The organism is Pedococcus sp. P2_D9, assembly GCF_056404275.1.
Genome location: NZ_JBFUEI010000013.1, coordinates 32,925 through 56,842, shown reverse-complemented (window position 1 = coordinate 56,842; position 23,918 = coordinate 32,925). Strand labels below are relative to the sequence as shown.

The window sequence follows — 23,918 nt, the reverse complement described above, 5'->3', positions numbered from 1 at the left end:
GGAAGAGTCTGCAGGGTCAGGAGATGAGGACGACGATCGAGTGCCAGCCGGACGCGCCACCCGGGAACGGGTCGGCCCGCTTCTCGGTCTGCACCTGGCCGGTCCCGTCGGTCGCGCGCACCGTCAGGTCGTGCCGGCCCGTCGTGGCGTCCCACACCCAGAACCACTGACGCCAGTAGTCGGTGCCGCCGTCCGGGCCGAGGGTGGCCTTCTGCCACGGACCCTTGTCGACGCGTACCTCGACCTCCTTGATGCCACGGAGCTGCGCCCAGGCGACACCACCGATGGCGACCTTGCCGGGCTTGTAGGTGGCGAGCCCGGCGGGGGTGTCGATCCGCGCCTGGGTCTTCACGGTGCCGTCGATCGCCCAGTCGCGCTTGGTCCAGTAGGCCTTCTCCGCCGCATACGTCGTCGCAGTGAGCTTGGTGAGCCACTTGGTGGCGCCCACGAACCCGTAGAGGCCGGGGGTGACCATCCGCGCGGGGAACCCGTGGCGGGCAGGCAGCGGCTGACCGTTCATCGCGACGGCGATCAGGGCGTCGCGGTCGTCGGTCAGCGCCTCGATCGGCGTCGAGATCGTCATGCCGTCGGTGGACTCGCTGAGGATCTGGTCGACGCCGTCCTGCACGCCGGCCCGTTCGAGCAGGTCACGGACGCGCACACCCAGCCAGCGGGTGGAGGAGATGTAGGGGCCGCCCACCTCGTTGCTGACGCAGTTGAGGGTGATGTCCTTCTCGACCATCGGCATCTTGAGCAGTTCGGCGAACGTGATCGAGAGCTTGTTGTCGACCTTGCCGTCGATCTCCAGCACCCAGTTGTCGATGTCGATGCGCGGGATCACCAGCGCGGTGTCGACGCGGTAGAACTGGTCGATCGGCGTGCTGAATGCGCTGACGCCCTTGACCTTGCCCTCGATGCCGGTGGGCAGCGCCGGCAGCGAGTTCTGCGGCGTGGGGAGGGTGACCGAGGACGGCAGGCTCGCGGGGGCCGCCAACTTCTGGCCCAGGGCGCCGAGCGCCGCGGCGCCGACCGTGACCCCGGCGGCACCGATGAGGAAGTTGCGGCGGGCGGGCGCGCCCTCCGCCCCCTTTGCGTATGCCGTGTGGTCCAGCGGCGACTCGGGCGTCACCCTGTCGGCCGTCCCCTTGTCGGGCGTCCCCTTGGCGGTCGTGACCGCACCGGGGGTGGGCAGGTTGGGGATCAGCGCGCGCAGGCCGGTGAGGGTCGCCACTCCGACGGCGGCCGTCACGAGGGCGGGCACGATGTCGAACGGTGCGGAGGCCGGACGGAACCAGGCGGCCAGACCGGCGAGCATGGCGAGAGCGACCACGAGGACGTTGGCCAGGCTCGGCTTGGTGCGCGACACCAGGCCGATCAGCGCGGCGGCGATGACGACGACGAGGGTGACGCTGCCGAGCAGCACCGGCTTGTCGGCCGTGCCGAAGTTCCGGACCGCCCACTCCTTGACCGGTGTCGGGGTGGCGTCGATGACCGTCGAACCGACGGCAAGCACGGGTGAGGCCGAGGGGTTGACGAACGCCGCCACAAGGTGACCCACCGCCATCCCGGCGGCGGCCGCGAGGACGCCGCTCACGGCATACCTGAGGCTTTGGCTCCGGGTGCCGGGTGACCTTGCGATGTGTTCCATAAGTGCTATTCGTACTCGCCTCTCCTGCGGATGGGTCCCTGGGCGAGGCGTCCGGGTGCGTCGCGGGTAGCGTGAGCACGTGCCACCGACCCGCCGATACCCCAACTTCGTCGCGTTCATCTCGACGGGCGTCATCCTCGGCTTCGTCGCGGGCTCGGCCGTGGCCTACCTCAGCGACGACACCGCGACCTACGGCCACGACTACAGCGTGACGAGCGCGGTGCTGTTCCTCGGCATCGTGGGCGCGTGCGTCTTCGGGCTCCTGGCCGCAGTCATCGCTGTGCTGCTGGACCGGCGCGGATGACGGCTGGGGCAATGCCGCTCGTCCCTGTGGGAGACTGAGCCACGTGGCACGCGGCGACGGACAGCTCTCGCACGATCTGCTTCCCGGCGAGAAGGGCCCGCAGGACGCCTGCGGGGTCTTCGGCGTCTGGGCTCCCGGCGAGGACGTCGCCAAGCTGACCTACTACGGGCTCTACGCCCTGCAGCACCGTGGGCAGGAGTCGGCAGGCATCGCCACCTCCGACGGGCGCTCGATCCTGGTCTACAAGGACATGGGCCTGGTCTCCCAGGTCTTCGACGAACGGTCGCTCGCGTCGCTGCGCGGGCACCTGGCCGTGGGTCACTGCCGCTACTCCACGACCGGCGGCTCGACGTGGGAGAACGCCCAGCCGACCCTCGGCGGGCACGCCGAGTCCACGGTGGCCCTGGCCCACAACGGCAACCTCATCAACTCCGCCGAGCTGCGCGAGCTGGTGGCGGACCGCCGCGCCGAGGGCTACGGCACCGGTGGTGGCGAGCTGGTGCGCGGCAACACCACCGACACGGCGCTCGTCACGGCGCTGCTGGCTGACGACCCCGACCGCTCGCTCGAGGCCGCGGCGCTGGACCTGCTGCCCAAGCTGCGCGGCGCCTTCTGCTTCGTCTTCATGGACGAGCACACCTTGTATGCCGCGCGCGACCCCCAGGGGATCCGCCCGCTGGTACTCGGTCGCCTCGAGCGCGGCTGGGTGGTGGCGTCGGAGACCGCAGCGTTGGACATCGTCGGTGCCTCGCTGATCCGTGAGGTCGAGCCGGGCGAGCTCCTCATCATCGACGAGGACGGCCTGCGTTCCCAGCGGTTCGCCGAGACCGACCGCAAGGGCTGCGTCTTCGAGTACGTCTACCTCGCTCGCCCCGACACCACCATCAACGGCCGGGGGGTCCACGAGTCGCGGGTCGAGATGGGACGCACCCTGGCCCGCGAGCACCCGGTCGAGGCCGACCTCGTGATGCCGACGCCCGAGTCGGGCACGCCCGCCGCGATCGGCTATGCCCAGGAGTCCGGCATCCCCTACGGCCAGGGGTTGGTGAAGAACTCCTACGTCGGCCGCACCTTCATCGCCCCCTCGCAGACGATCCGTCAGCTCGGCATCCGGCTCAAGCTCAACCCGCTCCGCGAGGTCATCAAGGGCAAGCGACTCGTCGTGGTCGACGACTCGATCGTGCGCGGCAACACCCAGCGGGCGCTGGTGCGGATGCTCCGCGAGGCGGGGGCCGCCGAGGTGCACGTGCGCATCTCGTCGCCGCCGGTGCGCTGGCCCTGCTTCTACGGCATCGACTTCGCGACGCGGGCCGAGCTGATCGCCACCGGCATCGGGGTCGAGGAGGTCTGCACCTCCATCGGTGCCGACTCCCTGGGCTACATCTCGGAGGAAGGCATGATCGCCGCCACCGAGCAGCCCGGCAACCAGCTCTGCACCGCCTGCTTCACCGGGACCTACCCGCTGGAGCTCCCCGACGCGAGCCGGCTCGGCAAGAACCTCTTCGAGACGCTGCCGATCGACGTCGAGGGCGTGGGCGGGGTCGACGTCGACGGTGTCTCGCTCGGAGTGCCCGGCGGCGCAGCAGACGCCCTCACCCGACCCTGACCCGCCCTCTCCCCGGGTCGATCTGCCGCGACGTGTTGCGCGCAGATCGTCACGGGACCGCGAAAACGCGGCTGAGTGACCACCAGATCGCAACAAGTCGGCATGCGCCGCGACTTGTTGCGCGCAGGTCGTCACGGGACCCCGAAATCGCCGCTGGGTGACCACCAGGTCGCAACAAGTCGGCCAAGGGAAGAGGGTCAGGCGCCGGCGACGGGGGTGTCCTGGCGCCGGGGCTCGCGCCACAGGTCGATCGTCTGGGTCAACCAGAACGTCGCGAACTGGCCGATCAGGGCCGCCTCGAGCCAGAACACCCAGTGGTCCAGCCACCCCAGCCAGGGACCGGTCACGGCGATCACGACGATCGAGGCCACCATCAGCACGAAGCCCCAGAAGTAGCGGTTCCAGAAATGGTCGCGCACCGGACGGTGGTCCTCGCGAGCCTGCTCGCGGGCCAGCCCACGCGCATTCACGAAGACCACGGCGACGATGCCGAGGAAGAGCAGGATGGCCGCCGTGTCGTGGCCGTGGCACATGAACGCTCCCCGGTTGAACAGGTAGAAGGCGACCAGCCCGACGAAGGCCAGCACCGACAGGCCGATCGCCACCCCGACGCCCTTGGACAGCTCGCGCTCGTCCTCAGGCGTGGCGAAGAGCTGGATCCCCATGACGACGGCGAACGCCAGCACCGCGACGATGAACAGCGACCCGACGTTGTTGGAGATCGCCTCGCGCACGTCGGGAGCGATCGCCGAGGACACGCACTTCTCCTCCGGACGGGTGGGCACGAACGCCACGATGAAGGCGAAGAAGCCCGACCCGTTGAGCAGCACGTCCTCGAGCTCGCTGCTCCCCTGGTAGACGATGAGGCAGGTCCCGATGGCGCACAGCCCGGCGACGAAGACCGCCCGCACCGGCGTGTAGTAGGACGCGCTGATGGACTGGAGCATGGTGTCGGTGGACCAGATGTGGCCCACGACCGAGATGAAGATGACCAGGACCAGCAGCACCATGGCCAGCCGCAGGAACCGGTAGGTGCGCAACAGGTCGAACTGGTAGCTCGTGGACATGGCAGATTCCCCTCCCTGACGAAACGGTCCCTGCCTGAGCAGGATCCCGCCGCCCGGACCGCCTCGGCTCAGTCATTCGTACCGGTCTAGGGTGGGCACGTGAGCGAGCCGATCACCTATGCCTCCGCCGGTGTCGACGTCGAGGCCGGTGACAAGGCCGTAGAGCTCATGAAGGCTTCGGTCCGCCGGGCGACGCGTCCCGAGGTCCTGGGGGGTCTGGGCGGTTTCGCCGGCCTGTTCGACGCCACGGCGATCGCGCGGATGAGCCACCCGGTCCTGGCGACCAGCACCGACGGGGTCGGCACGAAGGTCGCGATCGCCCAGGCGCTCGACAAGCACGACACCATCGGGTTCGACCTCGTGGGCATGGTCGTCGACGACATCGTCGTGTGCGGCGCAGAGCCGTTGTTCATGACCGACTACATCGCCACGGGCAAGGTGGTCCCCGAGCGGATCGCGGCCATCGTGTCCGGCATCGCCGCTGCGTGCGAGCAGGCCAGGGTCGCGCTCGTGGGCGGCGAGACCGCCGAGCACCCCGGGCTGCTGCGGCCCGACGAGTACGACGTGGCAGGTGCCGCGACAGGCGTCGTGGAGTACGCCGAGGTGCTGGGTCCCGACCGCGTCGTACCTGGCGATGTGGTCCTGGCGCTCGGGTCGAGTGGTCTGCACTCGAACGGATACTCGTTGGTGCGCAAGGTGATTGGCGCCGCGGGCTGGCAGCTCGACCGCCAGGTCGAGGAGTTCGGCCAGACCCTGGGCGAGGAGCTGCTCACCCCGACCCGCGTGTACTCCGCCGACCTGCTGGACCTGATCCGCACGGACGGCGTCGACCTGCATGCGCTGTCGCACGTGACCGGTGGTGGGCTGGTGGCCAACCTCGCCCGCGTCCTGCCGCCCACCGTCTTCGCCCGACTCGACCGCTCCACCTGGACCCCGCCGGCGGTGTTCTCGACGGTCGGCGGCCTCGGCCAGGTTCCCCGAGCCGACCTCGAGCGCACCCTCAACATGGGCGTCGGCTTCGTGGCGATGCTCCCGGCCGACCAGGTCGACGCCGCAACCCGGTTCCTCGAGGTACGCGGCATACGGGCCTGGGCGATCGGTGAGGTGACGGGTGCCGAGGACGCACCCACGGACGACGGCCATGAGGTGGTGCGCGGCGCCAAGGGCGTCGAGGGCGGCGCAGTCCAGCTCGTCGGGGACCATCCCGCGGGCTGAGTACCCGACCCCATGCGGTGGGCGCCCTTCGCCGACAACACTGAGCGGCATGAGCACCCGCTCGAGAAGCACCTTGGCCTGGTCCCTCGCGGTCGGGTGGGTCGGCGCGCTCGCCATCGGGGCGGCCGGACTGGTGCTGACGGTCATGTTGGGCGCCGTGTCCACAGCACTCGACGTCCTCGGCCACGCTCCGTCGGATCCGACGTCGGGCACCGACCTCTGGGTGGTGACCGGCGCGTCGATGGCGTTGTGCCTGGCCGTGGCCGGCGGTGGGGGCTGGACCCTTGCGGGGGCGCCTGACGGCCTGACCCCCCGCTGGCTGGCCGGACTGGCGGCGGGACTGGTGGGCGTGGCGGCGGGTGCGGCCCTCTTCGCGATCGTGGTCGGGTTCGCACCGGTCTGAGCACGCACGGGCCCACCGAAGCCGTCACTCAGCGGCTTCCGCCCGTGACGGCGGCGGGGTTACCGTCGGGCTGTGTGGGCGCCACAGCACGAGGACCAGGCGGTACGCCAGTACCGCTTCCTCCTGCGCACCGCCCCGCTCGACGCGCTCGAAGAGGCCCACGTGGAGGTGCTGGCGGCCATGGCCCGGGCTCGCCGGGCGATGGTCCTGTGGGCCGTGCAGGACGGGCTGGTGGCCGGGCTGCGCCTGCGGCCGGATGACGTCCGCCCCATCGCCCACCTGGTGACCCTGGGCGAGCGCCGGCGCCCGGGTGAGTTCCTGCGTTCCTGTCTTCCCAGCGTGCTGCTGGAGGTGGCCGAGGGCGTCATCGTGGCCGAGGCCATGTTCGGCCGCTTCGGCGGGTATGCCGCGTGGGACGGGGCCGAGCCCGAGCTCACCGAAGAGGGTGAGTGGGTCGACGGCGGCTTCGGCGAGCAGTGGCACGACGCGTTGATGGGACATGTGCTCTACCGCAACTTCGCGGGCGGGCCCAGCTCTCCGGACACCGCGTTCGGCGGCCACTGAGATCCAACGGAGGTCATGGGATCCCCCATCTGGTGGAGTCCGAAAACGCATTCTGGGTGAGCCCCTTTGCATGCCGGCTGCCTACCGTCGGTGGAGTGAGCATGACCCTGTTCAAGCGGCGGCAGGTCGAGCCTCCGGCCCCCGTCGAGCGTCCGGAGGTCCGTCAGTACCGCTACGTGCTCCGCACGGCCCACCTCGAGCAACTGGAAGCCCTCCATCGCGAGTCGATCGCTGCCCTCGACGTCCTGAACCGTGCCCACGTCCTGCGCACCGCGCAGGATCGCCTGCTCAGCGGGCGGGAGCTCACGGTGGACGACATCGCCGGGATCGCCCACCTCGTCACGGTCGGCGAGCTGCGGACACCCGGGATCATCGTGTCCGCCCTGAACGAGGCGGCGCTCGCACGGCTCGCCCACCTGGTCATCACCAGGTCGGCGGCAGTCCCGCTGCTCGAGGGCCACGAGGACTGGGACGGCCAGGACGGCGACGTCCGCGAGGCGCTCACCCGGTCGTCGCTGAAGGCAGCGTCGCGAGCAGCGCGGAGAACGGCGCCCGGGCTGGCTCCCGAAGGTGCCCACCAAGGCGCCTGACTGCGGCCTGGCATGAGGCATGGGGACCATCGCTGACCGTGCGCCGGAGGACCAGATCGTCCGGCAGTACCGCTTCCTGCTCCGCACCGGGCCGCTGGACGCACTCCAAGCCGCTCACCACGAAGCGCTCGACGACCTCGGCCAGGACGTTCGGGGCCGCGTCCTGACGGCAGTCCAGGACGGGTTGGTGGCCGGCCAACGGCTCGGTCCCGGCGACACGGCTGCGATCGCCCGGCTGATCAGCATCGGCGAGCGCCGCAACCCGCGGGGCTTCCTCGACGCCTGCGACCCGTCGGTGCTGCGGGTGCTCGCCCAGGCGGTCATCCACGCCGAGGCCGCCTTCGGCCTCTTCGCCGGGTATGCCGCGTGGGACGGCGTCGATCCCGCGCCCACCGATGTGGGCGTGGACCACGGTGGCGACTCGCAGTCGACCAGCACCGATGCGGCGGTGGCCGAGGCCCAGGCGCTGGCCTACGGGCACGCCATGGTCGTGTCGCCCTGGGTTGGCGGGGGAGGCTTCTAGGCCTGGGCCAACACCTCGGCCGTCGTCGCGAGTGACACCAACGGCGCGTAGAGCGACATCACGTCGAGGGCCTTCTGGTGGTTGTCATCGGTCGACCCCGCGCAGGCGTCGGTCACCACGGTGACGGTCGCCCCGGCATCGGCTGCGGCCAGCACCGTCGACACCACGCAGCAGTCCGTCGCCACGCCGGCCACGAACAGGGACGGCTGTTCGCCCACCACGGCTCGCAGGTCGGGGGTCCACTTGCCGAACGTCGTGGCGACGACGGTCGTGGTCGCGTGGGCGGCCACGTCGTCGGTCAGCTCGTACAACGGGTCGTCCGCGGGCTGAAGTGCCCACGCGAACTCCTCGTAGTAGCGCACCCAGGCACCGGCGGGCTCGGCCGGCGCGACGAACCGGGTGAAGACCGTGCGGTCACCGAAGGCCGTGGCGAGGCGTACGACGTTGGCCGCGGCCGCGGCATACCGGGGAGCACGCCAGGCGCTGGCCGGGTCACCGAAGACACGTTGCAGGTCGATCGCCACGAACCAGGGGCGACCACTCACGTGCCGGCCTCCTGGCGGCGGACGGTGCCGCGACGCAGGACCAGCGTGACCACGAAGGAGAGCACCAGCGCCAGCAGGACCCCGAGGTTGGCGTAGGGCCAGTTGCCTTCCCAGTAGGGGCCGGCCGGGTCGTCGACGAACTTCCCCAGCCCGAGGGGCTCGAGCAGGTAGCCCTGCCAGTTGTTCCACGACGCGTCACCGGCGAAGCTGTTGACGACCAGGCCCCACCCGAGCACGGTCGCGACGACCATGGTGCCGATCGAGGTCCAGTCCCAGGTGCCGTAGCGGCCGCGCGGGTCGAAGAGCGCGTCGTCGTCGTAGTCGCGCTTGCGCAGGACGAGGTCGGAGATCATGATCCCGGCCCACGCCGCGAGCGGGACACCGAGCGTGATGAGGAACGACTGGAAGGGGTTGATGAAGCTCTCGGCGAAGAAGACCACCCAGATGGTGCCGACGGTGAGGATGACGCCGTCGATGAACGCTGCGCGGGGCCGGGGGATCCGGACGCCGAGCGAGAGCAGGGTCAGGCCGGACGAGTAGATGCCCAGCACCGCCCCGCTCACCAGGGCGAGGATCGCGGCCACGAGGAAGGGCAGCAGGAACCACGTCGGAAGGATCGTGGCGAGGGTGCCGATCGGGTCTGCCTGGATGCCGTCTCGCAGCTTCTCGTCGGAGCCCGCCAGCAGCAGCCCGTAGATGACCAGCACGGTCGGTGCCAGCGCGCCGCCGAAGGTGTTCCAGGCCACGATCGAGGCGCCCGAGGCGTCCCGCCGCTGGTAGCGCGACCAGTCGGCGGCGATGTTGATCCAGCCGAGCCCGAAGCCGGTCATGACCAGGACCAGGGCCCCGACCACGGCGCCGGCGGAGCCGCTCGGCAGCGCGTTGACCGCTGACATGTCCACGTCGTCGACCGTGAGGGCGATGTAGACGACCGTCGCGATGCCGGTGATCCACGTGAGGTACGACTGCATCTTCATGATGATGTGGTAGCCGGCCACCGACGCCGCCACGATGAGGGCGGCGACGACGACGCACGCCACGATCTTGGTGCCGGTGCCGCCGCCCCAGCCGAGCTGCTTGAAGATCGTCGCCGTGGCCAGTGTCGCCAGGATCGCCAGGAAGGTCTCCCACCCGATCGAGGTCAGCCAGGAGATGACCCCGGGCACCTTCTGGCCGGTCACGCCGAAGGCCGAGCGCGACAGGATCATGGTCGGCGCCGAGCCACGCTTGCCGGCGATCGCGATCAGTCCGCACAGCAGGAACGACACGACGACGCCGACGACGGTGACCAGCACGGCCTGCCAGAACGAGATCTTGAAGCCCAGCACGAAGCCGGCGTAGCTGATCCCGAAAACCGAGACGTTGGCCGCGAACCACGGCCAGAAGAGGTCCTTCGGACGGGCCGTGCGAGCGGCCTCGTCGATGATCTCGATCCCGGTGGTCTCCACCCCAAGGCGCTGGGTCTCAGCGCGCGTGTCAGTGCTCATGACGCGAGCGTAGTGCTCACCCGAGCACAAACCGCTGCGCCACGGCACACGGACATGGCCGCACGCCGCGGCGCGGCGGAGGTGACACACGAGCCCGAGGGCCCGCGCATGAGGTGGAGGTCAGTCAGGACGTCGGGTCATTGCTGACCCGAGGCCCACTTTCCGTATTCGTCGTACTCGTCCTCGCCCACAGAGCTGTCGGAAACAGGTTCCGGCTCCGCGTAGGAAGACCCGTGCAGTTCTCGCTCAAGCGCCGTCAGGTCGGTGTTGGGAGAGAAGTACTTCAGCTCCCGAGCGACCTTGGTCTGCTTGGCTTTGGCCCGGCCGCGCCCCATGGCGTGACCCCCTCATGCGTCTGCCGGGACGGCATCGCCTTGTCGAGTCACCATGTCGGCGCCTCGGCTCGACGGAGCGGTCCCGGGAATCGTGTATTTGTCGTGAGGACAACGCTACATGAGCGATGCAAGTTCTGTGGCGAGACCCGCGTCTCACCGGGCGATCGCGTGCTCAGCGGGCAGGGAGCCAGATCCCGGCGGCCTGCCTGGCCGCCATCCGCTCCTCGGCGATGTGGTCGGCGGCCGCGGCAGGGGTGATGTTGCGCGCATCCGCCGTCTCGAGCACCTCGAGGGTGTGGTCGAAGATCGCCGTGGCGCCCTTCTTGGCGCGCTCGAAGTCGAAACCGTGCAGCTCGTCGCTGACCTGGATGACGCCGCCCGCGTTGACGAGGAAGTCCGGGGCGTAGGTGATGCCGCGCTCGCGGAGCCGGTCGGCCGTGCCGCCCTCACCCTCCACCACGAGCTGGTTGTTCGCGCCGCCACAGACGACGGTGGCCTTCAGGTTCTCGACCGTGGTGTCGTCGAGCGCGCCGCCGAGGGCGCACGGCGCGTAGACGTCGATGTCGGAGGTCACGAGGGTCGCGGTGTCGGGGACGACCTCGATCTCGGGGTGCAGGGCCGTCAGGGCCGCCAGCGCCTGCTCGTTGACATCGGTCACCACCACCGTGGCGCCGTCCTCCAGGAGGTGTCCGGCGAGGATGCGGCCGACCTTGCCGACCCCCGCGATGCCGACGGTCCGGCCCTTGAGCGTCGGCTGGCCCCACAGGTGCTGGGCGGCAGCGCGCTGGCCCTGGAAGACGCCGAAGGCCGTGAGCACGGAGGAGTCGCCGGCGCCGCCGTTGGCCTCGGAACGACCGGTCGCGAAGCGGGTGGTCTCGCTGACGATGTCCATGTCGGCGACGTAGGTGCCCACGTCGCACGCCGTGACGTAGCGGCCGCCGAGGGACTCCACGAAGCGGCCGTAGGCGCGCAGCAGGTCAGGCGTCTTGTCCGTCGCCGGGTCGCCGATGATGACCGCCTTGCCGCCGCCGAGGTCCAGGCCGGCGACCGCGTTCTTGTAGGCCATGCCCTTGGACAGGCGCAGCACGTCGGCCAGTGCCGCGTCCTCGCTGGCGTAGGGGTAGAACCGCGTGCCGCCCAGGGCTGGTCCGAGAGCCGTGCTGTAGATCCCGATGATGGCCCGCAGGCCGGTCGCCCTGTCGTGGCAGAAGACCACTTGTTCGTGCTGGGACGTGGAGGTGGCAGGCGTCGAGATGCTGGGCGACGAGGACGCGGTCACGGTGGTGACTCCTTGAGCTCGGTGAGGCGCAGGGCGGGGAGGTCGGCGCGGATCGCGCGCCTGGACCCAGCGTAATCCCGCTCACGGGTTGGTCCGGTGACTAGTCCCAACGGGCCATATCGGATGACCCGTTGGGAATGTTCCCAAAGGGTCCCGCTTGTCCGATTATGGAACCACGTCCCCTGCACAAGGAGTTAGACATGGTTACTCGCACCACCGAGGTCGAGAAGTTGCTCACGCCTGCGGAGGTGGCCTCACTGTTCCGGGTCGACCCCAAGACAGTGACGCGTTGGGCCAAGGCGGGGAAGCTCAACTCCATCCGCACGCTCGGTGGCCATCGCCGCTACCGCGAAGTCGAAGTTCGCGCGCTTCTCACTGACGTCCTCTGACAGTTCACTGACGTCCGCTGACGGACTCGCGCGTCGAGGGGCAGGGCCTGGCGCGCACCTGACAGCGGTGCTGGCGGTACGTTCGGTCCCATGGACTCGGCGCGCCGTTCTGGCCCTCTCGCGGGCGTCCGGGTCGTCGAGGTCGGCGGGATCGGTCCCGGCCCTTTCGCCGCGATGATGCTGTCCGACCTCGGTGCGGACGTCGTGCGCGTCGACCGGCCGGGTGAGGACCTGAGGGCCACCCATGGAGTGCTGCTGCGGGGGCGGCGGTCCGTGGTCGTGGACCTCAAGTCCGACGAGGGTCTGGCTGTCGTGCTCGGGCTGATCGCTGCGTCCGACATCCTCATCGAGGGATTTCGTCCGGGTGTCGCCGAGCGGCTCGGCTTCGGTCCAGACGTTGCGCTGCAACGCAATCCGCGCATCGTCTACGGCCGCATGACGGGATGGGGGCAGGACGGACCGTATGCCGCCCTGGCCGGTCACGACATCACCTACCTGGCGGTGGCGGGCGTTCTCGACGCCTTCGCCGGCCCCGACGGGCGGCCGGTGCCGCCACTGAACCTGCTCGGGGACTTCGGCGGCGGGGGGATGCTGCTGGCACTCGGGGTCGTCTCGGCGCTGTGGCACGCGCGCGAGTCCGGGCAGGGCCAGGTCGTCGATGCGGCGATCGTCGACGGCGTCGGGGCGATGACCGCGATGCACCAGTCGATGCTCGGCTCGGGGATGTGGCCGGCGGCCAGGGGGTCGAACCTGTTCGACGGGGGAGCGCCGTTCTACCGCTGCTACCGCACGAGCGACGACCGCTGGGTCGCGGTGGGCGCGATCGAGCCGATCTTCTACGAGCGGCTCCTGGCCGGGCTCGGGCTGGACCGCGCCGCGGTGGGTGCCGACCAGATGGAGCTCGCCTCCTGGCCGAGGGTCTCGGAGATGGTTGCCGACCGCTTCGCCGCACGGTCCCTTGCGGAATGGGTGGCGGTCTTCGGTGACCTCGACGCCTGTGTGGCGCCGGTCCTGACCGCCCAGGAGGCGCGCTCCGATGCCCACCTCGACGCCAGGCAGGCGTATGCCGCCGTCCCCGGCACCCCCGGGACGGTCCAGCCGGCCCCGGCCCCGCGCTTCTCGGTGACCCCCACGACGGCGGGGCAGCCCGCGGGCCCGCCGGGACGGCATACCGACGAGGTCGTGCGTGGGCTAGCCGAACGTTAGGCGGATTGACGGTCCACCGAACAGCCGACCCAATGGTCAAGGCTTGGCAAAGTTCGTTCTCCGGAGCCGAAATCCGCGCTTCCATCAGGGGGCACACCTCTTCACACCCTTGGAGCCCCCGTGACCAACAGCCTCGGCACCTTCCTGCAGGAGCAGCTTCGCGTGCTCGGCTGGAGCCGCGCGACCCTCGCGACGCGCAGTGGTCTGGACGAGTGGACGCTCGAAGGGATCCTCGACACCCCGGTCCTGCCGGAATGGCCCCAGCCCGACGAGATGCTGGCGCTGTCCCGTGCCCTGTGCCTCTCCGTCCGCGAGATCGTGCTGCGATCCGCCGAGGGGTGCGGCCTGTCCGTGCTCGGCGGCATCGAGCACCCCGAAGCTGTACTGCTGGCCACCAACGACGAGCTGATGCGCGAAGTGCGCCGTCGGCTGGCCCTCGGTGCACGCACAGGGCAGTACATCACCAGCGCACCCCAGCACTGGGGTGTCGACACCGGCATCCAGTCGGCGTAAGGGTGGCCGGCACCTCCCCCTGCGGTGCCGCGCCGTCCGACTCACCCAGCCCCCGTCCCTCAGCCAGACGGGCGCTGGAACGGCAAGAGAGCAAGTCCCTTCAACGGAAGCCACCGGTCATCCCACAGATGACCGGTGGCTTTCGTGATGGAGGCGTGGGGGTCAGGACAGCCGGCGCAGCGTGACAGCGAAGGACTCGAGCGCCCGGACGGCCGCGTCGAGCTCACGTTCCACGGCCACCAGGGCAGGCTGGTCGACGACCACGCCGTCCTCGCCGAGGTGCTCGACGTCCGCGCAGAGCAGTGCGAGCCGTTCGGCCCCGAGGTTGGCCGCGCTGCCCTTGAGACCGTGTGCCGCGCGACTCAGCTCGTGGGCCGCGCCCGCCTCGCGGTGCTCGCGCATGGTGGCCAGCGCGGCCCGGGAATTGGGCCCGAACCTGTCGATGAACCGCAGCAGCATCGTCGGGTCGCCCGGGTCGAGGTCGAGCAGCTCCTCGAGGCGCGAGGGGTCCAGCACGGTGGTGTCCGCCCGAGACGCGAGCCGTCGGCTGTCCGTGGCGTCGGTCTCGGCGCTGTGGTCGCCGTTGACCGGGACCCAGCGCTCCAGGGTGTCGCGCAAGAGCGCCACGTCGACGGGTTTGGTGAGGAAGTCGTCCATCCCCGACTCGAGGCAGCGCTCGCGCTCGCCGGCGATGGCCGCCGCCGTCATCGCGATGATGGGCGTCCGGTACTGGTCGTCCTCGAAGGAGCGAATCATGCGCGTGGCGTCGTAGCCGTCCATCTGGGGCATCTGGCAGTCCATCAGCACCGCGTCGTACGCGCCGTCGGCCGACTGGAACGAGTAGTAGCCGGCCAGCCCGTTCTCGGCGACGTCCACGGCATACCCGAGGCTCTCGAGGATGCCGACGGCCACCAGCTGGTTGACCTCGTTGTCCTCCACGACGAGGACGCGGCCCCGGGAACCCATCGGGAGGCGCCGGTCGGCGCGGCCGGGAGTCGAGGAGGCGGTTCCAGGGACGCTCGGCGCACCGCTCGGCGCACCGCTCGGCGGGGCGGTCTCGGCGCGGGCGCCGGCCAGGTCGGCGAGGGTGTCCAGCAGACTGGAGGGCAGCACGGGCTTGGTCAATGACACGTCGATGCCGGCCGCCGTCAGGACCTCCGGATCGAGGTCCATGGCCGAGGTGAGCAGGACGATCCGGGTGTCGCCGAAGCGGCCGTCACCACGCATCATCCGGGCGAACTGCTCGCCGTTGACGCCGGGCATGAGGTAGTCCAGCAGCACCACGTCGAAGGGCTGCCCGCGCCGGTGGGCGTCGTCGAGGAGCCCGAGACCTTCGACCCCCGACGAGGCGATCGCCGCCTCGATCGACCAGCCGGCCAGCTGCTCCTCGAGGATGAAGCGGTTGGTCTCGTTGTCGTCGACGACCAGCACGCGCAGCCCGGCCACCGAGGGCACTGGTGCGGCGACGGCGGCGCTGACGCTGGCCGGCGCGAAGCGCACGGTGAACCAGAACGTGCTGCCGTACCCGGACTCGCTGTTGACGCCGATCTCACCGCCCATGGCCTCGACGATCTGGCGACTGATGGCCAGGCCGAGCCCCGTGCCGCCGTACTCGCGCGTGGTGGAGCTGTCGCCCTGGGAGAACGCCGTGAACAGCCGTTCCTTGACCTCGGGCGTCATGCCCGACCCGGTGTCACTGACCTCGACCCGCAGCACGATGCCTGCGTCGGTGGCCTCCGCGCTCGTCACGTCGCTGGTCTCGACGCGCGTCACGTCGGGCGTCACGTCGCTCGTCGCGTCGCTGGTCTCGTCCGTCGTCTCGACCGTGGCCCGGACGACGACCTCGCCACTGTTGGTGAACTTCACGGCGTTTGCGGTCAGGTTGGAGATGACCTGCCCGAATCGCACGGGGTCGCCGCTCACCACGGCAGGGACGTCCGGGTGGCAGGTCACCGCAAGCTCGAGGTCCTTGGCGCGCGCGCGCTCTGCCATCATGGTGGTGCTCTGCTCGACGATGGCTCGCGGGTCGAAGTCGACCGCCTCGAGGTCGAGCCGCCCGGCCTCGATCTTGGACAGGTCGAGGATGTCGTTGACGAGGGAGAGCAGGCTCCGGCCGGCGCCGTCGATGCCGTCGGCGAGCCGTCGCTGGTGCGGCGTGAGGTCGGTGCGTCCGAGCAGCTCGGACAGCCCGATCACGCCGTTGAGCGGGGTGCGGATCTCGTGGCTCATCGTCGCGAGGAACTCGGACTTGGCCATCGACGCGCTCATCGCGTTGTCGCGCGCCTGCTCGAGTCGCTCGGCGGCCAGCTGACGCTCCGCGACCCGGGAGAAGATCGCCGCCGCCCTGGCCACCGTCAGCCCGTCGCTGTCGGTGGGCGGGGTGGTCGCCCGCGTGTCCATGACGACGACGCACGCGGCGCGGTCCTCGGCCACCACGGGCGCGGCCACGAGGGCGGTGCCCTCCGTCGTGAGGGAGGCTTGGGGGCTGCGCGACTCGACGGCGGCCATCGCGATCCGGGTGGCCTCGGCGACGTCCTGTTCCGGCACGTCGCGGGTCTCGCCCGGGACGGGTTCGAGCTCGCCGTCCCTGGTCACCACCCACGCTGCCACCGGCTGCCATCCCGTGTGCCGTGCCACGTCCTTGAGGATCGTGGGGATGACCTCGGCCAACGTCGTCGCGTCGTTGGCCGCGGTTGCCATGGACGTGAGCAGGGCCAGGGCCTGTTCCGCGTCCTTGCTCTCGGTGATGTCCTGGGAGGTGCCGCCCATGCGCAGGGGGGCTCCGGTGACCTCGTCGCGGGTGAGGCGGCCACGGCCACGGATCCAGCGCAGGGAGCCGTCGCTGTGGAAGATGCGCGCGTCGAACTCGAACTCGCCCGTCTCCTCCAGGGCGCGCCGGACCACCTCGGCCACGGCGTCCCGGTCGTCGGGGTGCATCCGGTCGAGGAAGCCCTGGTAGTTGGGGACGAAGCCGGAGTCGGGCTCCACGCCGTAGATGCGGTAGAGCTCGTCGGACCACGCCACGACGTCGCTGCCGACGTCCCATTCCCAGCTGCCGATCTTGGCGATGTGCTGCGCCTCGGCCAGCTGCGCCTCGCGCCGTTGCAGTGTCTCGATCAGCCGTCGCTGATCGCTGTACTCGGTCACCCGGTGCAACCATCCGACGTGGTTGCCGTCGTCGTCCCTGATCGGGGTGTGGCTGACCAGTGCCCAGAACCGCTCGCCGTTCTTGCGCAGCAGGCTGCACTCGAGGTTGCTGCCGGGGGCGCTGCTGCCCTGCAGTCCGCTCAGGTGTTCGGCGAACTGGGCCTGGCCGGTCGCGTCCAGGGTCTCGAAGACGGACAGCCCGTCCATCTCGTCGACCGTCCTGCCCAGCATCTCCGCAAGTCGTGGGTTCGCGAGCACGGTCCTGCCCTCGGCGTCGAAGACCCACAGGCCGTCGGGCGACGCCTCGACCAGCCAGCGGCTCAGGTCGCCGAGGTCGGCCTTGCCGCCCAGGGTCCCGAGGTCGCTCGCACCTGCGGTACGTCCACGGGCGCCTGGGTCGAGGGGCTGCGGATGCTGCACGCAGTGATCTTCCTTCATCAGCCCGACGGAAGCCCACTGAAACACTCAATTCGCCCCAGATCCCTCGACGGCTCAGCCCTGATCTGGGGCGTTCTCCGGGCGCCTGCGCTGCCACGACTCGAGGATGTGTTCGTCCATTGCCCGCTGTGCCGCCACCGCGTCACCAGCCACGACGGCGTCGTGCACCCGTTGGTGGGCCTCGTTGGTCAGCCGGATGTGCTGCGCGGAAGGGTCACCGACGTAGCGCAGGCTGCGGTAGGCCTCGTCGGTCAACGTGTGGATGATGGCGCGGCCGAGGCGATTGCGTGATGCGGCCATGATCTCGTCGTGAAAGGCCACGTCGGCCGCGAGGTATGCCGTGGCGTCGCCGATGCTCGCGTCGAGGGTGGCCATCCGCTCGGAGATGGCCGCTCGCTCGGCCGGTGTCGAGTTCGTGGCCGCCTGCCCGGCCATCTGGCCCTCCAGTGCCCGCCGGACATCGACCAGATCGCCCAGGATCACGTTTCCCGCGTCGTGGCGTACCACCGCCGAGAGGACGGTCGGGTTGAGCAGGTCCCAGTCCGCCAGTGGCCGGACCCGTGTGCCCTGGCCTTGCTGCACCGTGACCATGCGCATGGCCTCCAGGGCCTTCACCGCCTCACGGACGACCGTGCGGCTGACGCCGAACGTCTCGCACAGCGCAGGTTCGGTGGGCAGGCTGTCGCCGGTACTCAGTCCGTCGCTCACCAGCCAGTCGACCAGCTCCTCGACCACCGCGGTGGCAAGGCGGCGGGGTCGTCGAGGCCACGGCGAGGACAGGCTTGCGCTCATGACGCCAGCATAGCGAGAAGATTCGCTTGACAGAATACGTATGACGAATAATCATTGCCTGACGAGAACTGTTGACGACGAGAGGCAGCACCCGCAATGAAGCTGGCACGCATCGGAGCCGTCGGCGCAGAGCGCCCTGCCGTGCAGGACGAGCTGGGCACCTGGCGCGACCTCAGCCGGGTCGTCGGCGATCTGGACGGCGGAATCCTGTCCGGCGACTTCGCCGGGACCGTGGAGCGCGCGTTGGCTGCCGGTGACCTCCCCGTGGTCGAGAACCTTTCGAGGTTCGGTCCACCGCTGGCCAGGATCGGCAAGATCGTCTGCGTCGGCCTCAACTACCGCGACCACGCCGCGGAGACGGGTGCCACGGTGCCGAGCGAGCCCGTGCTCTTCATGAAGGCTCCCGACACCGTGGTGGGACCCGACGACGAGGTCCTGGTGCCACGCGCCTCGGCGAAGACCGACTGGGAGGTGGAGCTCGCCGTCGTGATCGGCCGCGAGGCCGCCTACCTCGAGAGCCCCTCCGCCGCGGCCGCGCACATCGCCGGCTACGCCATCAGCAACGACGTCTCCGAGCGAGAGTTCCAGATCGAACGCGGTGGCCAGTGGGACAAGGGCAAGAACTGCGCGACGTTCAACCCGTTCGGCCCCTGGCTGGTGACACCCGACGAGGTGACCGACCCGCAGGCGCTCGGCCTCCGGCTCTGGGTCAATGGCGAGCTGAAGCAGGACGGCAAGACCTCTGACATGGTCTACGGGGTCCACTTCCTCGTCCACTACATCAGCCAGTTCATGAGGCTCTACCCCGGTGACGTGATCAACACCGGCACTCCTGCCGGGGTCGCCCTCGGGGTGCCTGGCACGCCCTACCTCAAGGCTGGGGACGTCGTCGAGCTGGAGATCGACGGCCTCGGTCGCCAGCGCCAGACCTTCGGAGCCGCGTGATGACCGCCGTTACCGCAGTGGGAGAGCTCGCCGGACTCAAGGCCCTCGTCACCGGTGGCGCCTCGGGGATCGGGCTGGCCATCGCCGACCTGCTGGCCGACCGCGGCGCGGCCGTCGCCGTGCTGGACCGTGACGTCAGCCCGGTGGCCCGGGGCCGACACCTCGCCGTGGCGGCAGACGTCAGTGACGACTCCGCGGTCAGGGCTGCCGTGGCGGAGGCGGTCGACACTCTCGGAGGCCTCGACATCGTCGCCAACAACGCCGGCATCGGCGCCCAGGGCGGCGTCGACGCCAACGACGACGCGGAGTGGCTCAGGGTGCTGGACGTCAACGTCCTCGGCATCGTGCGGGTGACTCGCGCTGCCCTGCCGAGTCTGCGCGCGTCAGACCAGGCCGCGATCGTCAACATCTGCTCCATCGCCGCGACCGCAGGCATCCCCAACCGCGCGGCATACTCGGCCAGCAAGGGCGCCGTCCTGTCGCTGACCCTCGCCATGGCGGCCGACCTGCTGCCCGAGGGCATCCGGGTCAATGCGGTGAACCCCGGCACGGCCGACACCCCTTGGGTGGAGCGCCTCCTCAGCGCCGCTGACGACCCCGCGGCCGAGCGGGCAGCGCTCGAGGCCAGGCAGCCTCACGGCCGCCTGGTCACGCCGATGGAGATCGCCCACGCCGTCGCCTACTTCGTCTCTCCCCTCGCCGGTTCGACGACCGGCACCACCTTGGCTGTCGACGGCGGGATGGACCGGCTTCGACTGCGACCCAGGTCGTGACCTCTCGGCACGGGACCGTGGTTGACGACCGCATCGACGCGCACGTGCACCTCTGGGACCTGGCGGTCAGGCCCCAGGCATGGACGACGGCCTTTCCTGCGATCGACCGGACGTTCACGATCGCTGACCTCGAGCCCCAGCTGGCTGCTGCCCACGTCAGCGCGGCCGTCCTCGTCGAGACGATCAATGTCGCGGCGGAGACTCCCGAGCTGCTGGCCCGGGCGGTCGGAAGCCCAAGCATCCGCGGGGTGGTGGGGTGGGTCGACCTGACGTCGCCCGATGTGTCCGACCGGATCGCCGAGCTGCGGTCCCTGCCAGGTGGTGACCGGCTGGTGGGCCTGCGCCACCAGCTCCAGGGGGAGCCCGACCCGCAGTGGTTGGACCGTATCGACGTCCGGCGTGGGCTCACGGCCGTGGGCCGAGCGGGGCTCGCCTTCGACCTCCTCGTCAGGGAACGTCAGCTCCCCTCGGCGATCGGGGCTGCCCGCCGGGCACCGGACGTCAGGTTCGTCCTGAGCCACATCGGCAAGCCTTCGATCGCAGCGGGTGACCTCGAGCCGTGGGCCACCCACCTCGCCGACCTCGCGGCCTCGGAGAACGTCGCCTGCAAGCTCTCCGGGATGGTCACGGAGGCGTCCCCGACCTGGTCGGTCGGAGACCTCAGCCCGTATGCCGCCCACGCCCTCTCCGTCTTCGGGCCGGACCGCATGATGGCGGGTTCGGACTGGCCGGTCTGCCTCGTTCGCGACGACTATGCGACGGTGTGGAGGGTGAACGAACAGCTCGTGGCCCAGCTCTCGCCTGCCGAGCAGCGCGCCGTCCTCGGGGGCACCGCGACGACCTGGTACGGCCTCTCGTGACCGACCTCGTGAGCCGCCGGCTGGGTTCGACCGAGGTCGGGGTGAGCGCGCTCGGCTTCGGAGGAGCCAACCTCGGGAACCTCTACCGTGCGGTTTCGGACGACCAGGCCCGCGCAGCGGTGGATCACGCGTGGGACCAAGGGATTCGGTACTTCGACACGGCGCCCCACTACGGCCTCGGGCTGTCCGAGCGCCGGCTGGGAGGGGCCTTGGCCGGTCGGCCGCGGGCCGAGTACGTCGTGTCCACGAAGGTCGGACGCCTGCTGGTCCCGAACGAGGACGCCACCGGCTCTGACCTGGCCCAGCAGTTCGACGTCAGGGACGACCTGCGTCGCGAACTGGACTACTCAGGTCCCGGCGTGCGCCGAAGTCTCGAGGAGAGCCTGGAGCGTCTGGGCATCGACCAGGTCGATGTCGCGTTCGTGCACGACCCGGACGACTTCGTCCAGCAGGTGCTCGACGGAGCGCTGCCGGAGCTGGCGCGGATGCGCGACGAGGGCATCGTGAAGGCGATCGGCGTGGGCATGAACCAGTGGCAGGAACCGCTGCGGTTCGTGCAGGAGTGCGACCTCGACGTCGTGATGCTCGCGGGTCGGTGGACCCTGCTCGACCGCAGCGGTGCGCCGCTGCTCGACGCCTGCCTCTCGCGAGGGGTCAGCGTCGTGGCGGCCGCTCCCTTCAACTCAGGCCTCCTGGCGCGGGCCGATCCGCAGGCGGACTCGCACTTCAACTACGACACCCCTGACGCACGGCTGCTCAGGGCAGCCCGTGACCTCGCCGCCCTCGCGGGGGAATACGGCTGCACCCTGCCCCAGGTCGCCCTGCAGTTCCCGCTCAGGCACGCCGCCGTCGCGAGCGTCGTTGCCGGGCTCGGCAAGCGCGAGCACGTCGACTCTGCGGCCCGGTGGCTGCTGGAGCCGGTGCCGGAGGCGTTCTGGGAGGACGCCGACTCGGTCGTCGAAGGCCTTCTCTGACGGCGTCAGCCGGCCGAGGTCGTGCCCCGCGCGTCCGCCGCAGTGGGACGGCGTCGCTCCCAGGACCCGAGGATGTGCGCGCGCATCGCCTGTCCCGCGCGGGCGCCGTCGCGGTGCTCCACGGCGTCGAGGATTGCCCGGTGCTCCGCGAGCGTGATGTCGATGTTGGACCGTGTCGCCGAGCCGTGGTAGCGACCGGTGGTTCGGGCTTGGTCGTGGATGCTGGTCACGATGGCCCGCCCCAACCGGTTTCCGGACAGCACCATCACCGCATCGTGGAAGCTCACGTCGGCGCGAGCGAAGGCTGCGGCATCCTCGGAGCTGTCCGTCATCTCGGAATAGGCCAGCCTGAGCGGGTCCAGGTCTGCGGCCTGCTGACCGCGGCAGGCCTCCTCCGCCATCGCCATCTCCAGCGCGGCACGGACCGACACGAGGTCGTCGAGGATGCCCAGCGACTCGTCGTGCTTGACCATCGCGCTCAGGACGACCTCGTCGATGAGGTCCCACGCGTCCATGGCGCGCACGACGGTGCCCACCCCCTGACGGCTCGACAACAGGCCCTTGGACTGCAAGGTCTTCACGGACTCGCGGATCACGGTCCGGGAGACGCCGAGCTGTTCCCCGAGCTCGGCCTCGGAGGGCAGGATCGTGCCGACGGGCAGTGCACCGCTCACGATCTGGTCCACCAGGGTCGCGATCACCGCCGTCCCCAGGCTGGAGCGCTGGGCAGGAGCCGGAGCGGTCCATCTGCCGTCCTCGGTCGTCATGCTGACTCCTTCTTCGGTGCACGTGTCCTTGGGCGGATCGTAGCGGCGATCCTCCTATTGCCTGATCATCATATGTATTATATCTTAGGAGTCAGCACCGCGGCACCTGGCCGCTCAGGACCTTGATCGACGAAGGAGTCATCTCATGGGTATCGGAATGCGGAACACCTCCGCCGGAGGCGCGGCGGCCACTCGCGCGCCGCGGGCCGTGGTCGCGGCAACTGCGCTTGCCTGCGCGCTTGCCCTGGCCGCCTGCGCCGGTGGACAGAGCGTTGGCGCCGCCAAGAACAACGCGGACACCGGGAGCCCCTTCGGCTTCAAGACCGCGGCCCAGGACGCGAAGACCGAGATCACGGTGTGGGTGGACTCCACCCGACAGCCCGTCGCCGACGCGTACGTTGCTGCCCACCCGGACGTGAAGGTCAAGGTCGTCGCCTACGACGGCAACGCGAACGGGTCGAACTCCTTCAAGACCAAGACGCAGCTGTTCGACCGTGCCGGCTCCGGCTGGCCGGACGTCGCCTTCACGACGGACAACAGCTCGGCTGCCTGGGGTTCACTGACTGGCACCGGCGACCTCGCCCCCGTCAACAAGGGACTCGTGCCCGCGGCGACGCTCGATGGGTTCTCCAAAGGCGCTCTCGACGTGTGCACGCTCGACGGGGTGGCCTACTGCCTCCGCAACGACCTCGCCCAGAATGTGCTCTGGTACAACAAGAAGCTGATGGACAAGTGGGGGTACACCGTCCCGAAGACGTGGGCGGAGTATGAGCAGCTCGGGAACAAGGTGGCCGCTGAGCACCCGGGATACCTCGTCGGCACCGCCGGCGACGCCTGGACCCCGGAGATCTACATGTGGGCTGCGCAGTGCCCGGCCAACAAGGTCGACGGGCCCACCAAGCTCACGGTCAACACGAGCGACGCCAACTGCGTCAAGGCGGCCAAGCTCCTCGACGGCCTGATCGCCAACAAGTCGATGTCGACCCTGTCGTTGTTCGGTCCCGAGTTCGCCAAGACCAAGGCTGACAAGGTGCTCCTGCTGCCTGGGCCGTCGTGGTACGGCGGCGCTGTCTTCCAAGGCACGCTCAAGACCCCGAAGGGCGAGCTCGCAGTTGCTCCTCCGCTGGCATGGGATGCCGGCACGGCGTCGACGGGCAACGTCGGCGGTGGTGCATGGTGGGTCTCGGCGCACAGCAAGAACCTCAAGGCGGCCGCCGACTTCGCATCCTGGGTCACGAGCCAGTCCGCCGTGGGAGGCACGCTCGTGCCGACCTACCCGGCATACAGCCAGGCGGCAGCGGCGTGGCTCGCCGAGACGCAGAAGAGCGGCTACTACGCCGGTGACATCGCTCCCGCGCTCCAGCAGGCAGCCGGGCAGGTCTGGTCGGGCTGGGGCTCGCCGTCCTTCAGCCAGGAAGCGATCTGGGCCAAGGTCGTCCAAGCGGGCATGACCAAGGGCGAGACCATCGAGTCGCTGCTCCCCGCATGGCAGAAGCAGATCGAGAACGAAGCCAAGATCCTCGGCTACCAGGTCAAGACCAGCTGACG

Annotated in this window: 24 protein-coding genes; 15 read left to right on the top strand and 9 right to left on the bottom strand. The window is 70.0% G+C overall.

The window, feature by feature from the left end; all coding sequences use genetic code 11:
- Nucleotides 1-16 precede the first annotated feature (16 nt).
- On the bottom strand, nucleotides 17-1,594 hold the full coding sequence (locus AC1DXJ_RS18115) for a molybdopterin-dependent oxidoreductase (protein WP_477614041.1): 1,578 nt from the start codon (nucleotides 1,592-1,594) through the stop codon (nucleotides 17-19).
- Nucleotides 1,595-1,727: 133 nt separating this feature from the next.
- Between AC1DXJ_RS18115 and AC1DXJ_RS18110 the strand changes: the two genes are divergently transcribed.
- A complete protein-coding gene (locus tag AC1DXJ_RS18110; RefSeq protein ID WP_477614040.1) occupies nucleotides 1,728-1,952 on the top strand; it encodes a hypothetical protein in 225 nt (74 codons plus the stop codon).
- A gap of 43 nt (nucleotides 1,953-1,995) precedes the next feature.
- The gene (purF, locus tag AC1DXJ_RS18105) at nucleotides 1,996-3,558 is read left to right on the top strand and encodes an amidophosphoribosyltransferase (RefSeq protein WP_477614039.1); all 1,563 of its coding nucleotides are present in this window, start codon (nucleotides 1,996-1,998) and stop codon (nucleotides 3,556-3,558) included.
- Between the two features lie 197 nt (nucleotides 3,559-3,755).
- Here purF and AC1DXJ_RS18100 read toward each other — a convergent pair whose 3' ends face one another.
- Complete coding sequence (locus AC1DXJ_RS18100; protein WP_477614038.1) at nucleotides 3,756-4,625, bottom strand: hypothetical protein; 870 nt, start codon at nucleotides 4,623-4,625, stop codon at nucleotides 3,756-3,758.
- A gap of 99 nt (nucleotides 4,626-4,724) precedes the next feature.
- Between AC1DXJ_RS18100 and purM the strand changes: the two genes are divergently transcribed.
- From purM to AC1DXJ_RS18075, 5 genes are all read left to right on the top strand, one after another.
- Complete coding sequence (purM, locus tag AC1DXJ_RS18095; RefSeq protein WP_477614037.1) at nucleotides 4,725-5,840, top strand: phosphoribosylformylglycinamidine cyclo-ligase; 1,116 nt, start codon at nucleotides 4,725-4,727, stop codon at nucleotides 5,838-5,840.
- A gap of 49 nt (nucleotides 5,841-5,889) precedes the next feature.
- A complete protein-coding gene (locus AC1DXJ_RS18090; protein ID WP_477614036.1) occupies nucleotides 5,890-6,243 on the top strand; it encodes a hypothetical protein in 354 nt (117 codons plus the stop codon).
- Nucleotides 6,244-6,315: 72 nt separating this feature from the next.
- Nucleotides 6,316-6,807 carry a hypothetical protein gene (locus AC1DXJ_RS18085; RefSeq protein WP_477624475.1) on the top strand — a complete coding sequence of 164 codons (492 nt, stop codon included), beginning with the start codon at nucleotides 6,316-6,318 and terminating at the stop codon, nucleotides 6,805-6,807.
- Between the two features lie 95 nt (nucleotides 6,808-6,902).
- A complete protein-coding gene (locus AC1DXJ_RS18080; RefSeq protein WP_477624474.1) occupies nucleotides 6,903-7,397 on the top strand; it encodes a hypothetical protein in 495 nt (164 codons plus the stop codon).
- Between the two features lie 19 nt (nucleotides 7,398-7,416).
- Entirely contained in the window at nucleotides 7,417-7,920 is a 504-nt protein-coding gene (locus AC1DXJ_RS18075) for a hypothetical protein (RefSeq protein WP_477614033.1), read from the top strand.
- Here AC1DXJ_RS18075 and AC1DXJ_RS18070 read toward each other — a convergent pair.
- The 4 genes from AC1DXJ_RS18070 to AC1DXJ_RS18055 all read right to left on the bottom strand — a co-directional run bounded on the left by AC1DXJ_RS18070 (nucleotide 7,917) and on the right by AC1DXJ_RS18055 (nucleotide 11,566).
- Nucleotides 7,917-8,465, bottom strand: a complete 549-nt coding sequence (locus AC1DXJ_RS18070; protein ID WP_477637603.1) for a cysteine hydrolase family protein — start codon at nucleotides 8,463-8,465, stop codon at nucleotides 7,917-7,919. The genes AC1DXJ_RS18075 and AC1DXJ_RS18070 overlap by 4 nt on opposite strands.
- Nucleotides 8,462-9,952, bottom strand: coding sequence for a purine-cytosine permease family protein (locus AC1DXJ_RS18065; RefSeq protein ID WP_477637602.1), 1,491 nt, complete (start codon nucleotides 9,950-9,952; stop codon nucleotides 8,462-8,464). The genes AC1DXJ_RS18070 and AC1DXJ_RS18065 overlap by 4 nt, the downstream gene beginning before the upstream one ends.
- A gap of 137 nt (nucleotides 9,953-10,089) precedes the next feature.
- Nucleotides 10,090-10,287, bottom strand: coding sequence for a DUF3073 domain-containing protein (locus tag AC1DXJ_RS18060; RefSeq protein ID WP_140739237.1), 198 nt, complete (start codon nucleotides 10,285-10,287; stop codon nucleotides 10,090-10,092).
- A 172-nt stretch (nucleotides 10,288-10,459) separates the two neighbouring features.
- Nucleotides 10,460-11,566, bottom strand: a complete 1,107-nt coding sequence (locus AC1DXJ_RS18055; protein WP_477614030.1) for a Glu/Leu/Phe/Val dehydrogenase dimerization domain-containing protein — start codon at nucleotides 11,564-11,566, stop codon at nucleotides 10,460-10,462.
- Between the two features lie 200 nt (nucleotides 11,567-11,766).
- Here AC1DXJ_RS18055 and AC1DXJ_RS18050 point away from each other — a divergent pair, with 200 nt between their 5' ends.
- The 3 genes from AC1DXJ_RS18050 to AC1DXJ_RS18040 all read left to right on the top strand — a co-directional run bounded on the left by AC1DXJ_RS18050 (nucleotide 11,767) and on the right by AC1DXJ_RS18040 (nucleotide 13,674).
- The gene (locus AC1DXJ_RS18050) at nucleotides 11,767-11,955 is read left to right on the top strand and encodes a BldC family transcriptional regulator (RefSeq protein ID WP_179421480.1); all 189 of its coding nucleotides are present in this window, start codon (nucleotides 11,767-11,769) and stop codon (nucleotides 11,953-11,955) included.
- 90 nt (nucleotides 11,956-12,045) lie between these two features.
- Entirely contained in the window at nucleotides 12,046-13,161 is a 1,116-nt protein-coding gene (locus AC1DXJ_RS18045) for a CaiB/BaiF CoA transferase family protein (RefSeq protein ID WP_477632779.1), read from the top strand.
- A gap of 120 nt (nucleotides 13,162-13,281) precedes the next feature.
- Nucleotides 13,282-13,674 carry a hypothetical protein gene (locus AC1DXJ_RS18040; RefSeq protein ID WP_477614028.1) on the top strand — a complete coding sequence of 131 codons (393 nt, stop codon included), beginning with the start codon at nucleotides 13,282-13,284 and terminating at the stop codon, nucleotides 13,672-13,674.
- A 162-nt stretch (nucleotides 13,675-13,836) separates the two neighbouring features.
- Here the strand turns inward: AC1DXJ_RS18040 and AC1DXJ_RS18035 are convergent, their stop codons facing one another.
- Both AC1DXJ_RS18035 and AC1DXJ_RS18030 read right to left on the bottom strand, forming a co-directional pair.
- Nucleotides 13,837-17,241 (bottom strand): response regulator, encoded by a 3,405-nt coding sequence (locus tag AC1DXJ_RS18035; RefSeq protein ID WP_477637601.1) that lies wholly within the window; start codon nucleotides 17,239-17,241, stop codon nucleotides 13,837-13,839.
- A gap of 72 nt (nucleotides 17,242-17,313) precedes the next feature.
- A complete protein-coding gene (locus AC1DXJ_RS18030; protein WP_477614026.1) occupies nucleotides 17,314-18,051 on the bottom strand; it encodes a FadR/GntR family transcriptional regulator in 738 nt (245 codons plus the stop codon).
- Between the two features lie 96 nt (nucleotides 18,052-18,147).
- Between AC1DXJ_RS18030 and AC1DXJ_RS18025 the strand changes: the two genes are divergently transcribed.
- From AC1DXJ_RS18025 to AC1DXJ_RS18010, 4 genes are read left to right on the top strand one after another with little or no spacing between them, the layout of a single operon-like run.
- Complete coding sequence (locus tag AC1DXJ_RS18025; RefSeq protein ID WP_477637600.1) at nucleotides 18,148-18,996, top strand: fumarylacetoacetate hydrolase family protein; 849 nt, start codon at nucleotides 18,148-18,150, stop codon at nucleotides 18,994-18,996.
- A complete protein-coding gene (locus AC1DXJ_RS18020) occupies nucleotides 18,996-19,769 on the top strand; it encodes an SDR family NAD(P)-dependent oxidoreductase (RefSeq protein ID WP_477637599.1) in 774 nt (257 codons plus the stop codon). Before AC1DXJ_RS18025 ends, AC1DXJ_RS18020 begins: the two co-directional genes overlap by 1 nt.
- Nucleotides 19,770-19,786: 17 nt before the next feature.
- The gene (locus AC1DXJ_RS18015; protein WP_477637598.1) at nucleotides 19,787-20,629 is read left to right on the top strand and encodes an amidohydrolase family protein; all 843 of its coding nucleotides are present in this window, start codon (nucleotides 19,787-19,789) and stop codon (nucleotides 20,627-20,629) included.
- Nucleotides 20,626-21,603 carry an aldo/keto reductase gene (locus AC1DXJ_RS18010; protein WP_477614022.1) on the top strand — a complete coding sequence of 326 codons (978 nt, stop codon included), beginning with the start codon at nucleotides 20,626-20,628 and terminating at the stop codon, nucleotides 21,601-21,603. The genes AC1DXJ_RS18015 and AC1DXJ_RS18010 overlap by 4 nt, the downstream gene beginning before the upstream one ends.
- Nucleotides 21,604-21,608: 5 nt before the next feature.
- Here the strand turns inward: AC1DXJ_RS18010 and AC1DXJ_RS18005 are convergent, their stop codons facing one another.
- On the bottom strand, nucleotides 21,609-22,370 hold the full coding sequence (locus tag AC1DXJ_RS18005) for a FadR/GntR family transcriptional regulator (protein WP_477637597.1): 762 nt from the start codon (nucleotides 22,368-22,370) through the stop codon (nucleotides 21,609-21,611).
- A gap of 145 nt (nucleotides 22,371-22,515) precedes the next feature.
- On the opposite strand from AC1DXJ_RS18005, the gene AC1DXJ_RS18000 reads away from it, so the two are divergent.
- Nucleotides 22,516-23,916, top strand: a complete 1,401-nt coding sequence (locus AC1DXJ_RS18000) for an ABC transporter substrate-binding protein (protein WP_477637596.1) — start codon at nucleotides 22,516-22,518, stop codon at nucleotides 23,914-23,916.
- Nucleotides 23,917-23,918 lie beyond the last annotated feature (2 nt).